This window comes from Nitrospira moscoviensis, assembly GCF_001273775.1.
Classification (GTDB): domain Bacteria; phylum Nitrospirota; class Nitrospiria; order Nitrospirales; family Nitrospiraceae; genus Nitrospira_D; species Nitrospira_D moscoviensis.
Genome location: NZ_CP011801.1, coordinates 749,903 through 764,314, shown reverse-complemented (window position 1 = coordinate 764,314; position 14,412 = coordinate 749,903). Strand labels below are relative to the sequence as shown.

Annotated in this window: 13 protein-coding genes; 4 read left to right on the top strand and 9 right to left on the bottom strand. The window is 62.9% G+C overall.

Translation table 11 applies throughout. From position 1 onward, the window contains the following. Nucleotides 1–32 precede the first annotated feature (32 nt). From NITMOv2_RS03715 to NITMOv2_RS03675, 9 genes are all read right to left on the bottom strand, one after another. Entirely contained in the window at nucleotides 33–1,529 is a 1,497-nt protein-coding gene (locus NITMOv2_RS03715) for a proteasome accessory factor PafA2 family protein (protein ID WP_238590452.1), read from the bottom strand. Further along, entirely contained in the window at nucleotides 1,519–2,337 is an 819-nt protein-coding gene (locus tag NITMOv2_RS03710; RefSeq protein ID WP_053378609.1) for a hypothetical protein, read from the bottom strand. The genes NITMOv2_RS03715 and NITMOv2_RS03710 overlap by 11 nt, the downstream gene beginning before the upstream one ends. Next, entirely contained in the window at nucleotides 2,330–3,103 is a 774-nt protein-coding gene (locus tag NITMOv2_RS03705; protein WP_053378608.1) for a proteasome subunit alpha, read from the bottom strand. Before NITMOv2_RS03705 ends, NITMOv2_RS03710 begins: the two co-directional genes overlap by 8 nt. Nucleotides 3,104–3,193: 90 nt before the next feature. After that, nucleotides 3,194–3,388 carry a ubiquitin-like protein UBact gene (locus NITMOv2_RS03700; protein WP_053378607.1) on the bottom strand — a complete coding sequence of 65 codons (195 nt, stop codon included), beginning with the start codon at nucleotides 3,386–3,388 and terminating at the stop codon, nucleotides 3,194–3,196. A gap of 2 nt (nucleotides 3,389–3,390) precedes the next feature. Then, complete coding sequence (locus tag NITMOv2_RS03695) at nucleotides 3,391–4,911, bottom strand: proteasome accessory factor PafA2 family protein (protein WP_053378606.1); 1,521 nt, start codon at nucleotides 4,909–4,911, stop codon at nucleotides 3,391–3,393. 7 nt (nucleotides 4,912–4,918) lie between these two features. Further along, entirely contained in the window at nucleotides 4,919–6,667 is a 1,749-nt protein-coding gene (locus tag NITMOv2_RS03690; RefSeq protein ID WP_053378605.1) for an AAA family ATPase, read from the bottom strand. A 112-nt stretch (nucleotides 6,668–6,779) separates the two neighbouring features. Then, the gene (locus tag NITMOv2_RS03685; protein WP_053378604.1) at nucleotides 6,780–7,886 is read right to left on the bottom strand and encodes a S1C family serine protease; all 1,107 of its coding nucleotides are present in this window, start codon (nucleotides 7,884–7,886) and stop codon (nucleotides 6,780–6,782) included. Between the two features lie 4 nt (nucleotides 7,887–7,890). Further along, nucleotides 7,891–8,313 carry a secondary thiamine-phosphate synthase enzyme YjbQ gene (locus NITMOv2_RS03680; RefSeq protein WP_053378603.1) on the bottom strand — a complete coding sequence of 141 codons (423 nt, stop codon included), beginning with the start codon at nucleotides 8,311–8,313 and terminating at the stop codon, nucleotides 7,891–7,893. Then, on the bottom strand, nucleotides 8,313–9,188 hold the full coding sequence (locus NITMOv2_RS03675; protein WP_053378602.1) for an HD-GYP domain-containing protein: 876 nt from the start codon (nucleotides 9,186–9,188) through the stop codon (nucleotides 8,313–8,315). Before NITMOv2_RS03675 ends, NITMOv2_RS03680 begins: the two co-directional genes overlap by 1 nt. 160 nt (nucleotides 9,189–9,348) lie before the next feature. On the opposite strand from NITMOv2_RS03675, the gene NITMOv2_RS03670 reads away from it, so the two are divergent. The 4 genes from NITMOv2_RS03670 (at nucleotide 9,349) to NITMOv2_RS03655 (ending at nucleotide 14,353) form a co-directional block, all read left to right on the top strand. Beyond that, the gene (locus NITMOv2_RS03670) at nucleotides 9,349–9,987 is read left to right on the top strand and encodes a hypothetical protein (protein WP_145976159.1); all 639 of its coding nucleotides are present in this window, start codon (nucleotides 9,349–9,351) and stop codon (nucleotides 9,985–9,987) included. Next, nucleotides 9,984–10,412, top strand: coding sequence for an HIT family protein (locus NITMOv2_RS03665; protein ID WP_187299354.1), 429 nt, complete (start codon nucleotides 9,984–9,986; stop codon nucleotides 10,410–10,412). The genes NITMOv2_RS03670 and NITMOv2_RS03665 overlap by 4 nt, the downstream gene beginning before the upstream one ends. Nucleotides 10,413–10,489: 77 nt before the next feature. Continuing rightward, nucleotides 10,490–11,728 carry a tetratricopeptide repeat protein gene (locus tag NITMOv2_RS03660; protein ID WP_053378599.1) on the top strand — a complete coding sequence of 413 codons (1,239 nt, stop codon included), beginning with the start codon at nucleotides 10,490–10,492 and terminating at the stop codon, nucleotides 11,726–11,728. An 84-nt stretch (nucleotides 11,729–11,812) separates the two neighbouring features. After that, nucleotides 11,813–14,353: a sigma 54-interacting transcriptional regulator gene (locus tag NITMOv2_RS03655; protein WP_053378598.1), complete on the top strand. Its 2,541-nt coding sequence runs from the start codon at nucleotides 11,813–11,815 to the stop codon at nucleotides 14,351–14,353. Nucleotides 14,354–14,412 lie beyond the last annotated feature (59 nt).

Below are 14,412 nucleotides of genomic sequence, written 5' to 3'. Positions count from 1 at the left end.
ACTAATAACAAGTTAGTGGAAGCGGTCTGGACTCAGGCGGTGTGGAGATGCGCACGCACGTCCTGCGCGTAGGTCTTAAAGGGGTCGGGCATCGGGAAGGGGGTGCGGCCACGCAGTTGAAAAATAGACCAATTGATCACGTAGGCCGGGAAGAACCGCTCATCCGCTGCGGCGTGATCGGTCTCCGGAGCGCCGCCGCAGGCCAGCAGATGTTTGACCACTTCGCTTCGGCCGTAGGCTCGTGTGTTCTTGGGCGGCTGGGTCATGGCGAGATGGATCGCCGTGTCGGTCGTCAGACGGGGGACCCGCCCTTCCTGCAGTAATCCGTGATAGAGGCTTCTGCCCGGATGCAGATTGTGATATTCGAGGTCCAGGCTCTTCAGCATCGGATCGCGCCAATCGGCTTGCTCCGCCTCCCGATATGTTTCCAAGAGCCACAGTTTCGACGCCCAATCGACCCGCCCGACGAGCATCGTATAATCGCCCCGCAAATCCCGAAGCACCGCCTCCCACTGCGCCAGCACCCAGTCGGTTTCCTCATCCTGTCCGCGGCAATGGGCCTGGGCCGCCGTGAGAAACTGCTCCTGGATATCGATCGCCGACATGGTCCGCCCCGACTGCAGGCGCACGATCCATTCGCGATCCTGGTCCTGGGATATTTCCTGCAGCGTCTCGACCGGTTCGTCGACCTCGAGACCATGCGGGGCATGGCCCTCTTCAATGAGCTGCAGAACGAGTCCGGTCGTCCCGAGCTTGAGCGCGGTGGCAAACTCGGCCATGTTCGAATCCCCCAGCAAGAGATGAATGCGGCGGTATTGATTCGGGTCGGCCAGCGGTTCGTCTCTCGTGTTCACGATGGCGCGATTCTGCTGCACCCATTCAAAAAAATCATTGACGATGTGATCGGCCCGCTGGGAGAGTTGAAACGGCATTTGACTCACGTCCGGGCCGTGCCCAATGGCGGCGCGCGGAACAATCAAGCGGTCCATCTGGATCCAGGCATCCTGAGGGCTGGCCGCGCCGATGCGACCCGCGCCGGTGAAAATCTGCCTGGTGACCAGGAAGGTAACCAGCGGCCCAAGCCCGCGCCGGCTGAATGGAAATCGTCTCGTGACCAGATAGTTTTCATGCGAGCCGAAGGTCGCGTCGGTCTCATGGTCGATGTTGTTCTTGATCAGCGAAACCGTCTCGCTCCAGCCTAATTCATCGATGGCTTGCTGAAGGATCTGGTCGCCGGCCCGATCGGATGCCACCGCATCGACCAGGCTTTCACATTCCGGCGAGGCGTACTCCAGATGCCCCATGTCCAGATAGATACGCCCGGCATTGGTCAGAAAGCCGCCGTTTCCCGGCGGTTCGTCGTGCCCACGATGGTGCAGATCCAGCACGCCGCGGCGCTGGACGTGGAAAATGTGATCCCGAAGCTTGTGAGCGAACCAGGTAGGCGAATGGTCGGGCCGATCTTGCTGGACGAGAAGGCCGTATTCCGTTTCCAATCCAAAAATACGGTTCAGCATGTCAGCGAGCAAGCGCGGCGTTCATCTCCGGCGGCAGAAGACGCTGCCATTCATCCGCCGTCAACGCCCGATACTTGGACGATCCGGTTTGCTGGCGGTCCAGCACCGCGCACTCCACGCTCTTCTCCGAGAGATTGTCCCGCAGATGAGCCGCCAACCCAGCGGGATCCCTGGCGTCCTGCTGGGCAGCCGCGTCCTTGCCGCTCTCCGACTCCTTGTCTTCATCGAGACGCCGCTGGGCACGATCCCCCAGGGCCCAGGCGCGCAGGGCCAACCCGAGCGCGTGGCCGAGCGACTGGGACGAAGAAAGGTTTTGGCGGAGATAGGCCGTCATCTCGTTCTGCACCGCCGGCGTCGCCGCCAGCACCGCGCAACCGGTTGTTTCCTCGAATGTGCCGTCATAGTTGATTGTGAGGAGCGCATCTCTTGACGGTTTGTGGCCCAGCTCGGCCAGGAGAACTTTCAGGATGAACGGCGCCTTGTAGACCTCTTCAAAAGCCTGTTTGACGACCGGCGCCACGCCGTACTTGACCAACCGCGCGCCGGTGACATCGGATGGAGAGCGGTTGAAGCCTTCCGTATGCGCCATCTCCAACAGCGTGAACCGCAGCTTTTCCAGATCGGCCGGATGTCCCATGCCGCCCAGGGCGATGCGATCGTAGATCTCGTACAACTTGGGGGTGCCTTTGCTCAGCGTGACAAGGGCCAACCCGCCCTCGTACGTCAGGCCGACGACAGGACTGCCCTGCTTGAATTGTTCGTCGAGATAGGTCCGGCGATTGCCGACCGCTTCGACCCACCGATAGGGCTCTTCATACATGACGGATGACCTGCGATTCGAAGAGAGGTTTCAGCTGTTCATCCGGGACGGTCTGCACGCCTGCTTGCGTGATCAGCTTTACGACGGGATAGAGGCTCGCTTCCCGGTTGACGCCGCCGGTGGCCGAGTCGAACTCCGCCGCGCTCGTAAGCAAGCGCAAGGCCTGCACGGTCGCCTGCTCTTCGGACAAGCCTGCCAGAGGCTGTTCGCCCCAGGTGTTCACGTAGTGCAGGATGCCGCGGATGGTCGGTGACCCGGACCCGGACACGGCATACTCCACACCTTCGAACTCGGCGCCGAGGATATCGTAGAAATAGATTTTTGCTGCATCCTGTTCGGCGTCGTAGCCGGCGAAAATCGGGGCCACGGCTCCGGTGCCGGCAAGCGCCGCCGCGACGTTTTCCTTCAGCAGCTTGGATACTGCCCGCAGCTTGCCTTCGAAGCTGAGCTCTTGCAGCTGCGTCCGCCGGTAGTATTTGAAGGAATGCTCCAGCACTCGCACCATTTCATAGGCGGTGGCCGGCACCCCGGCGATGGCCATCACGCTATGGCGATCGATCTCCAAGACCTTATCGGTCCGGTCGTACATCACCATGTTGCCGGCCGTTGCCCGCCGATCGCCCGCCACCAGCACGCCGTCGCGATACTTGAAGGCTAGGATCGTCGTGGCCGTGGTCAGCTCCTGGCCGGTTCCAACCTGCGCAGGACTTCCGAGTGTGTAGCCCTGTTCCTTCAGGAGTTGATAGAAATCGCCCTGCATGCCCATAGTTCTCTCCGTGATTCGTGAATCGTTATTCGTAAACGTGGGAAACGAAAGCTCTCGCAACGTTTCACGATGAACGATTCACGAGTAACGCTACTCCCCCGTCCTCTGCCGATACCGCTCAGCTTGTTTCGGATCCACCTTCCGCATCCGCTTCAGCAAATTGTCTTTATCCGGCGACCCGGTCTCCGGCCTCCTGGGTCCGCCGCCTTCGTCCGACGGCGACGGTGACTGGGGCATCGGATCGACCGGCCCTTCGCGGCGCTCGGGCATGAGCGTATATCTCATGTTCATGTATCCTTTCTGTTTTTCCAGGCAGCGAGGGCATCCGCCGGCGACGCCGCCGTTTCGAAGATCGCTGCGCAGGTCTTCACATCGTCAGGGTGAAACAGATCCCCCATCTCCAACGTCTTAGGCATCAGCCCGCCCGAAAACTGGATGCGCTCCCATTGCATGGACTGGATCTGGTCGGGAAACCGCCGCACGCAGAGCCCGCGAAGGCCACCGCGCGTGTCGAGGGGTCCGGCGGACAAAGCCTGCTCCACATCAGCCTCGGTGGTCATGCGCCAGACTTTGCCTTCTGCCTCGAGGCCGAGATAGAGCCCTCGCTCGGCGCTCACATTGTGATATTCCAAGTCCAAACTTGCCAGCCAGGGGTCGTCCCAGCCGATCCGCTCTTCGCGCATGAAGATCTCCAGCAGCCAGAGTTTGGTCACCCAGTCGAGCTTGCCGACGAGCTGCGATCGATCTTCGGTGAGAAGCCGCAGCGTTTCCCCCCATTCGCGGATAATCCATTGGGTGTCCGCATCACGTCCCCTCAACGTGCGGCTCGCAGCCTCGAAATACTGCTCCTGGATATCCAACGCCGACAGAGCCGGACCGTTCCGCTGCCGCACCGATGCCTTCAGGTCGATATCGCGGGCCAATTGTTTCACCGCCGTAACCGGCTGGGCCAACTCGATGTGCGGAGCGGCCCCTTCTTCGATCAAGTCCAGCACGAGCTGCGTCGTTCCCACCTTCAGCGCCGTCGCGTACTCGCACATATTCGCGTCGCCGATGATCAGATGCAGCCGCCGATACTTCTCCCGAACGGCATGCGGCTCGTCGCGCGTGTTGAGAATCGGCCGGTTGTGCATCGTATCGACGCCCAACTCGGTTTCCATAAAATCGGCCCGCTGCGAGAGTTGATAGACGCCCGGCACATGACCGGATTCCTGCGCTTCGATGCCGACCTTGCCGGCCCCGGCGATGACCTGTCGGCTGGCGAGAAAGGGCAGCAGCCCCGCGATCACCCGCTCGAACGGAATCGAGCGCCGCACGAGGTAATTGTCGTGGCAGCCATAGCTGTGGCCGTGGAAATCCGTGTTGTTCTTGTACAACTGCACATGCGGCCCGCCGAGCTGCTGATTGCGGCGCGCCGCCGCCCGCTGGACGATCCGTTCTCCGGCCCGGTCGTGGGCCAGCAGATCCCGGAGGGTCCGGCATTCCGGCGTGGAGTATTCCGGATGGGTGTGGTCGTTGTAGAAACGCGCCCCGTTCGGCAGGACCAAGTCGCTTTTCATCTCGTGGAATGAAAAGGGCCGATGAGCGTCGGCCTTCGCGAACTCGTCCTCCTCCTTATCCTGCGCCAGGCCGGAAACCCGAAAGCCCCGTGCATCCTCGTGCGGATCTTCGCCGGCGTAGTCCCAGCGGCGCTCGAACGACGCCGTGAGATGAGCCCGCACCAGTTCCATGGACTCCACCACCGGATCGACCTCGCTCAGATCGTCCCGCGTGATGCCGTACTCGGTTTCAATCCCAAAGAGGCGCATAAGTTTGCTAGATGATCGGGTTCACCAGCCGCTCTTCGGTCTGGCGACCGCGGCGGAACGAGGATATACCGACGACCTGTTCGGGATGGTGATCCAGGAGCTTCAGCCACTCTTCCGCCGCATCGTCCGGCGGCAGCATTTCACCCTCGCGAAACTCTTCCGAGACCGCATCCAACAGGTCCTTGGCCGACAATCCGGCCGGCGTCCCGGATTGGATCGTCCGGTCGATCGCCTTCTCTTTCGCCCGCTGAACGATGGAGGAGAGAATGGCTCCGCTGACCAGATCGCCCCGGTACAGCACCTTGCTTTGGCCGCTGCGGAGCCGGATCGACAGCAGACGGTTTTCATCCGTGCGGGCAAAGATCGCATTCACTACTTGTTCGACTAGAAAAGAAAACGCCGCGGTCTTGTCCCCGTCACATTCGGCCACCATCTCCGTATTGAGCGGCAACTCCTCATTCAGATACACCCGTACAATCTCGGCCGCCGCCGCCCGATCGGGACGGCTGACTTTGATCTTGCGATCGATGCGGCCGGGCCGGAGCACGGCGGGGTCGATTAAGTCGGGGCGATTCGAGGCTAGGATAATGACCACATCGCGCAGCGATTCGATGCCGTCCATCTCGCTGCAAAACATCGGGACGAGTGTGTTGGAAATATTGAACGACCGCATGGCGCGGCGCGTCCCCAGGATCGACTCGGCTTCATCGATGAAGATGAACGGCAGCGCTCCCTCTTTTCGTCGGGACCGGGCCTGCGCGAAGAGGTCACGGACCATCCGCTCGGATTCGCCCAGCCACATGTTCAAAATCTCCGGGCCTTTCACATGGAGAAACGCGCCGCTCGTCACCGGTGGACGCCCGGCCGGCCCGGATTGGCCGTCCTGCTTGGACTCGCTGACCAATTTCGACAGGCTGCCGGCGGCGGCCTGGCCGATCAACGTCTTGCCGCACCCGGGCGGACCGTAGAGCAGGAAGCCCTTGGGTTGGGAAAATTTGAACTGTTGAAACGTCTCGCTATGGAGCAGCGGATATTCGATCGCCTTGCGGATTGCGGCGATGGCCTGGCCTTGCCCGCCGATCTGCTCCCACGTGACCTTCGGCACTTCGTCGAGCACATGCTTGCTCGCCTTGCGGTCTTGCAATTTTTCGATGGCGATCCGATGGCTGGGATCGATGCGGACTTCGTCACCGGCTTTCAATTCCATCCCTGCCAAATCGCTCGAGCGCTGGAGGATCAAGGATTGCCGGCCCATTTCCTGCTCGAACCGCAAGCGCCCGTCCGGCAGCGCTTCGGCGACTTTGAGGATCGGTCCATTGAGGTCGTAGCCCAACGTCTTGATGACCGCGTAGGCCTCGTTCACGAGGACCTGCGTGCCGATTTTCAAGTCGGCCGCGGGCACGCGCGGATCGACGTTGGCGTAGTACTCCGCCCCGCCGACCACAATACGCGCGAGCCCCTCGCCCGGGATATCCAGCAATGTGCCGATCCGATTGGCCGGCGCGGTGAGCTTCGCCACGACGTCGCCCATCTTCTTGAATTCCGCCTCACGCTGCTGCGAGGCCGCCGCGGTCAGCATCACGGCATGGCGAAGCTTATAGACGATCTTGCGGCGGGGATCGTCGTCGGCAAACGCCGCCAGACATTGCTCGATGAGTTCCAGCGGATCGGTGCCGGTTTGGCCGTCACGCTTCGCGGCCTCTGGGCCGTTAGGCTGGTTCGGGGGGCTGCTGTCGGCGCGGCGATGATCGCTCATGGCTTGTCCTTCTGGCCGTGCGGCACGACGGAGGGTTGAACAACTCAGGCATCTTAGCACAGAGTCTTTCCGCTCTGCCCGGGGCTGCGGCCGACAGAAGCCGTGGAGGGACTCAATTGACCGCTTGGAGCACCACCTCGATTGTCTGCCGTTTGTTGTTTCGCAGGACCTCCACGGTGACCCGATCGCCGACGCGATGTTTTTCCATGATGTCCATCAATTCATCCACCGTGTCGACCGCCTTCCCGTCCACGGCGAGGATGATGTCTCCCAGCTCGATGCGGCCGGTGGCCGTCTCCCGGGCGCCGCGCAAGCCGGCCCGATCGGCGCTGCCGCCCCGCGCGACCTTGCCGATGATGAGACCCTTGATGCCCCACCGCCGGGCCATCGAGTCGGGAACCAGCGACACGCCCAAGCCGGGCCTGATTAACTTTCCATATTTGATCAGCTCGGGCACGATCCGATTGACCGTGTCCACCGGCACGGCGAAGCCGATGCCGGCATAGGCTCCGCTGGGGCTCACGATCTGCGTATTGACGCCGATCAGCCGGCCGCTGCTGTCGAGCAACGGCCCGCCCGAATTCCCCGGATTGATGGCGGCGTCTGTTTGAATCACGCCTTCGATCGTCCGGTTCGACATGGATTTGATCGTTCGCCCCAACGCGCTCACCACGCCGGTCGTCAACGAATGGTCGAGCCCGAACGGATTGCCGATGGCCAACACTTTCTGCCCCACCCGCAAATCATTCGATGACCCGATCGCCAAGGGCTCCAGCTGCGATTCCGGCACTTGGATTTGCAGCACCGCGAGGTCGTGGTCCGGATCGGCGCCGACGAGCCGGGCCTGGTGTTCGCTGCGGTCGGCGAGGGTCACCTTGATCGCGTCGGCGCCATAGATGACGTGGAAATTGGTGACGATGTGGCCCTGCTTGTTCCACACGAAGCCGGAACCGGATCCCTGCGGCACCTCCATGACGTTGAGCGACCAGATGTCCCGCTGAATGGCCGTATTGGCGATAAAGACGACGGACTTGGTCGCCCGTTCGAAGACGACGATCGTCGCCCGTTCATCCGCGCTGAGCTCGGCGGGCGGCGGCGTCACGGGCCGCGGCTTGCCTTCGGGGCCGTCATACGCGGCGCCGAAGGGTTTTCCCCATTCCAATGCGGCGACGGGAGACGACAGGACTGCGGCGAGGAGAAACAGAACCGCGAGCCTCACGTGGTTACTCACCCAGGACCTGCACGATGAGTTCACGAGTCCGCGAGCGGGTATCGAAATCGACCAGCACGATCTGCTGCCAGGTGCCCAACAGCAGTGCGCCGCCGGAAAAGGGAATCGTCACGGAAGGCCCTTGCAACTGCCCGCGCAGGTGGCTGTGGCCGTTGTCCTCGCCGGGGTTTCTCGTATTGTGCTGCCACCGCGGATCAGGCGGCACGATGCGATCCCAAAATGTCTTCGTGTCGGCGCGAATGCCCGGCTCATCTTCGATGATCATGATCGAAGCCGTGGTATGTTTTACGAAAACGGTCACGAGGCCGGCCTGGAGCCCGGATTGAGCGACGGCGTCAGCGACCGATTTCGTAATGTTGTCGATGTCCGTGCCACCCGCCATGCGGACCGAGAGCGGAACCGTCTGCACCGGCATCAGGCCCTCCCACCGACAAGACTTCGCAAAAAGCGGCGCTCCGTCCGGCTCAACGGACCGCCCCGTGCTTCTTCCAGGATGGAGTCGAACGCCCCTTCGCCAGCGAGCCCCCGCAAGGCATTCATGACCTCGATGCTCAGGATGCCGTCCTGCTGCAGCTTATCGAGGTAGGCGAAGGCGTCGGACAGCGTCTCCTTCTTCCGCACATAATAATCCCGGCCGCGTTGCTGGTTGCTGTAGGCTTCAAACTGCTCGCAGGCGACGAGGATCTCCGCCAGTTGCTTCACCCAGGGCGTCGCGGCGGCGAGCCGTTCCGGATAATAGTAATAAAGCATGACCCGCTGCATCCAGGGCCGCCATCGGACGCGGAGTTTCGCCACTGCCGGTTTGACGGCGCGCAATCGACGCGCGAGACGGCGCGCATAGCCGAGCCGCATTTCGATCTGCTCGACGGCCCAGCGGTCCATCGGCACGCCGGCGGCGATCAAATCGCGGCGATACAACGAGACGAAGGCTTCGGTCTCCCGACCGTAGGCGGTCTCGGGATGAATGGCCCGCCATTCACGCGGTCTCGTCGGGATACCCCGCTGCTTGGCCCAGGACCAAATCATTCCGAAGAGTTGCCGGTCCAAGCCGGCACGGCCCAGGTCATGCAGAAGACAGGCGATCTGATAGGCCCGCACGCGGTCATCCGGGTGGCCCAACCGGGCCGCCACGGCGGCGCACATCCGGGCCGTCCGCACCGCATGCGGCCGATCATAGCCGCGGATCGTTCGTCCCGGGCGCGTGGGATGCGGATAGTCGTACAATTTCATCAGGGCGCTGACGAGCGGGCGGGGGATGAGAAGCGGCGCCGATGGACGGTGCGCAGGCATAGCAGGCATCACCGGGAGATTACTGCGTGACTCAGATCGGCGCGCAGAATATCGTTGCGCGAAACGAAGTGTCAAGGCGACGAGGCATCGCGTGCTCGCCGAATGCCCCCGACTTTGCTATGCTGCGTCTCGTTGAGGTGATTCCTCTGCTCATGATTCTATGATGGCCTTGATCAGAATCAGCGGCCTCATCGCCGTGATCGCCGTCTCCGCGCCGGCCGTCCTCTTGGCCGGCTCGCTGGACCACCTGACGGATCTCACCGGAAAAGTCCAGCCGATCGTGACCCTCAAAGGGCGCGACAACTTCACCAGCGAATACCGCTATGACATCTCCGTGCGCAACGTCTCGCCGGATACCATCGTGGGCGACTCCATCGTCGTCGTGTTGGACAAGATTACGAATCTGGCCGGGGAGGAGCGCGAGTCGCTGAAGAGCGAATCCCTTCTCACCCGTTTCGAAGTGCTGGGACAGGACGGTGAGACCGACGACGGGAAGGCGTTTTTCCGCGTTCCTGCCGGCAACGGACCGGATCTGCCGCCGCAGACGGAGAGCCGGCCCGCCAGCGTGCGGATCAGGAACAAGGATTATCTGGCCGTCTTCACGCCGGCCTTCAAAGTCTATGGACTGAAACGGCAGCCGCCGGCCGAGCCGCGGCACGCCGACGCGGCTCCCGCCCCACCGCCCCCGCCCAGTCCCTCTACCACGGCGACACGGAGCCAGATCGACAAGCTGATTCAGCTGCTCATCAAGAAGGGCGTCTTGACCGAAGAGGAATGGCGCAAGGCGAATCAGCCGTGACGGATCCCGCCTGCAAAGCCTGCCGAGGCACGTGGCCGCGAGCAGATCATTTCGTCGCCGACCTAGGGCTCTCCAAGGTCTACCTGCACGACGATCAATTTTTTCCCGGCTGGACCGTCGTGGTGCTCCAGCGCCACGCGGCGGAGCTGTTCCAGCTCGCGCCGACTGAACGGTTTCAGCTGATAGAAGAAGTCAACCGGGTGGCCAAAACCCTTTCCGAAATCTTTCAGGCGAAGAAAATCAATTACGAACTGCTGGGCAATCAGCTCCCCCACATCCATTGGCACCTGATCCCCCGGCTCGCCGACGATCCGGCACCGCTGGAACCGGTCTGGCGGGTGCCGCACGAGCCGGTGCGGCTGTCCGGGACGCCGCTCCGCGAGCAGATCGACCGGCTCGCGCTGGCCCTTCAACAGGTGCGCTGACCGTCCATCCACCCATCCCCTTCTCCATCCGGGTGGTATAATTCCGCCGGTTTTCTTCAATGGGGGCAGGAATGGGCATGCGGCGCCCGCTGATGGTCCTATCTCTGGCTTTCGCGATCTTCTCGGCGCCCGCCTTCCCGCCGTACCTTACCGCGCAAGAAGAACCGCCGGCCCCTCGTGACGAACCAGAGACCGAGATACCGGCGCCGCACGTCCGAGAACAGGTCCTGCCGGACTTCTTGCCCGAGGAACAAGTTGATCCCGTGATGCTCCTCGGCGAGCTCCGCGGCGCAGTGAGAACGTCGCCGGACCGCGCGGACGATCGCCTGAAACTGGCGCAGGTGCTCTTTCAAATCGGAGATGTCGACGCCGCACTGGACGAATGCCGCGCCGCGCTCCGGTTGGCCCCTGAATCGGCGAAGGGCCACGTCCAACTGGGGGTCATCTTGATGACCAAGCAGGATTGGCGCCATGCCGCCGCCGCCTTGAAGGAGGCGGTGCGGTTGGATCCTGAACTGGCCCAAGCACACTACAATTTGGGAACGGTGCAATACTCTCTCGGCAATCCCAAAGCCGCCGTCGAAGCCTACCGGCGCGCACTGGCACTGCAGTCCTCGTTCCCGGACGCCCGCTACCGCTTGGCTTTGGTCTTACAGGTGACGGCCCAACACCAGGAAGCGGCGCGCCTGATGGAGGAAGCCGCCGAGGGCGGAGTGGCGCAGGCGCAGTTCTTCATCGGACAAGCCTATCGACAAGGCCGGGGCGTGGAGAAGGATCTCGTCAAGGCGATTGCCTGGTGGACGAAAGCGGCGGCATTAGGTGAAGCGCGCGCTGCGGAGGCCCTGTCGCAATTGCGTCGGAAGGCCCTCAGCTCCGACCAGCGGGACCGGCGCGCGATCCAAGCCCGTGAGGCGTTTCAACGTTACCGCGAAGCCATCGCGGGCGATGATGAAGACGCTATCCGACACCGTGCCGATGAGCCGCTGGAAACCGTGCTGTTGAAAGAAAGCCGATGGATCCATGGCCTCGGCCGCTTGCTCAGTGAAGCCTACGCGTTGAGCGAACCGGCGCACGAGCGCTTGGCGCGGCTGTATGAAAGCGGCGGCGACTATGGCCTCGTGCCGTTCGATCGCCGCATCCTCAGATGTCTGGAAACGACTGCGACGGACGGCTTCATGCCCGCAAAGAAAACGCTGGCGCGAATCTACGGCAAAGGGCTCGGCGTCCCTCGCAATCTCCACAAAGCCAAAGACCTCCTGAAGGGACTCCCCAAGCAAGACGTGAAACCGATCCTCGATGAGATGGCGACGCCATAGGCCACGATCCTGCACATGAGCCCTTTGACACCGTCACAGATTTGGCGACGTTTCCTCGGTTCCTCCTGGCTCCAGGCTTCAGCGATGGCGCTGCTCGCCGTGACGCTCGCCGCCGCACTGTGGACATGGGCGCCGGTGACGTTCACGGCGCTCGACCATGCCGCGTACGATTTCTGGCTCACTCATCGCGCGCCTCGCCCCGTCAGTTCCTCTCTCGTGATCATGGCGCGTGATCCAGCGAGCGACGAACTGTTCGGCGTGGAAGCTTTGGACCGGGCCCTGCTGGCCCGCTTGATCACGGCGATCGATGAAGCCGGAGCGGCGGTCATTGGCCTCGACCATCGGCTGGATCACGCCAGCCCGGCTCAATCGGGCGGGGCGGCCAGCGACGCGCTGTTCATCGAGACCATCAAGAACCAGCCCGCTCTGGTCCTCACGCAGAGTACCGCCGACCAGCCGCTCCTGTCGGAGGCGGTCCAGCTCGGCCACTTGAGAATCAGCACGGATGCCGATCACGTCGTGCGAGCGGTGCCGGCGGAAGAAAACGGATTGGCGGCTGTTCCTCCGTTCGGGCTTGCGCTGTACCGGCTCGCCCGCCGGTCCGGCGCGCCGCCGGCGACACCGGATACCGTGCTCGTCGATTATGCCGGCGATGGATCGTTGCAGGCCCTGTCTCCCTTGCCTCTCTCCTCCGTGTGGGCCGCCGTTGAGGCGCACGACGGCGAGCGGCTCACCGAGTGGTTCAAAGATAAGATCGTCGTCATCGTTCCCCAACCGCCTGTCGCGATGCCGGCGCTCCTGCCGGCCGGGCAAGCGGCGGCGCCTCTCACCGTGCATCTGCACCTCCTCAACATGCTGCTCACCGATAGTCGCGTCTGCTCACTTGGGATGGTCAGCCGTGCCCTCATCTCCTTCGCCTTCACGGGATTGATCGCTTGGACATTACTTCTCGCGCGCGGACCGCTCGGATGGTTCATTGCAATGGCCGGCCTCTTGGCCTATGGCAGCCTCGCATTGGGCGTACTGGCCGCCGCGCATCTCGTGCTGCCGCTCGCCGTCCCCCTGTCAGCCGCACTCGTGGTGATGCTCGGCACAGCTCTGTGGAATCAACTCACGAGCCATGAACGCGTGCGTCTGATGGAGCAGGACATGCTCCGTCTCCAACAGGAAGCGGCCGCCGTCCGCGAAGCCTTGGTGCTCCGCGAGACGCGCGCCGATACGTTGCAGGAGGATCTCCAGGCCGCGCGTGCCGCCGCGGCCCAGTCCGCCGAGGAACAGGACGAGTTGATGAAGACCGCGGACGCGCTGCGCCGACAACTGACCGACGTGCAGGCACAAGAGGAAGAGGCGCGCGGCCGGTTGACGGAGCTGGAACGCCAATTACAGAGTCTGCGAGCCGCGGTTATCGAACCTGCAAGACTGAACGACATCGAGCTCGACCGGCTACAGGACGAATGCCGGCAGCTCGGCATCGTCACGCAGGACACCGGCCTCTTGCGGCTGTACCGCGACATGAAGAAAGGCGCCCGCGCTCCGCTCACCGTGCTGTTGCTCGGCGAACCGGGCACCGGAAAGGAGCTGTTCGCCCGCGCGGTGCACCGGCTGAGTCCCCGATCGGGAAAGACGTTTATTGCCGTGAATATGGCCGCCGTCTCTCCCGAATTATTTGAGAGCGAATTGTTCGGCCATACGAAGGGCAGCTTCACCGGAGCGACGGCCGACCGCCGAGGCTACTTTGAGCTCGCCAATCATGGCACGATCTTTCTGGACGAGATCGGAGACCTGCGATTGGATCATCAGAGCAAGCTGCTGCGGGTGCTGCAGGAAAAATCGTTCTATCGGGTCGGCGCGACCGTTCCCACCACCGTGGACGTGCGCATCGTCGCCGCCACGAATCGCGATCTGCAACGGGGCGTCTCCGAAGGCTGGTTCCGCGAGGACCTGTACTTCCGCTTGTCCGGCCTGGTCTTCCGGCTGCCGCCGCTGCGCGAGCGCACCGGCGACATCCCGGTCCTTGTGGAACGGTTCCTGGCCGACATCGCCGCCGAGATGGGAAGGCCGGCGCCGAAGCTGTCGAACGATGCCATGCAGTTCTTAGAGGCGCAGGAGTGGAAAGGGAACGTGCGGGAGCTGCGGCAGTGTTTGGAACAGGCCGTCGCGCTGAACGAGACTCTGCTGCTCGGCAAGGAGGCCTTGCGGCTGACCGGAGACCGCCTCACGGCGGGCGACCGGCCCAAGGCCTCTCCGTTACTGCCCGAACCGGCCGGCGACGCCGCCGTGTTGGATTGCCTGCGGCAACATGAATTCGACATGCAGGCGACGGCCAAGGCGCTGGGATGGGACCGCAGCACGGTCACGCAGCGGCTCAAGGGCCTCTGCTTCCAGGCCCTCGTCGAATGCAACGGCGATCACGCCAAAGCGGCGCTGGCCATCGCCGGCGATGCCAGCCATCTGCGCACAGTCGAATTGAAGCTGATGGACTACTACGGCCATCTCGTATCGGTCATCGATCCGTTCAAGTCGGCCGACGAAGCCATCGCAGAATGCAGACGGCGCTTCAAGAACCTGCCCGACCGGCACTTCGCATCGGTCGACGCCTTGGTGCGGCGGCATCTGGCCAAGTGAATTCTCCCGGCAATCGCCAGCTCGGCACGTGCAGGGGGCAGTTTGCCTTCGCGATAACC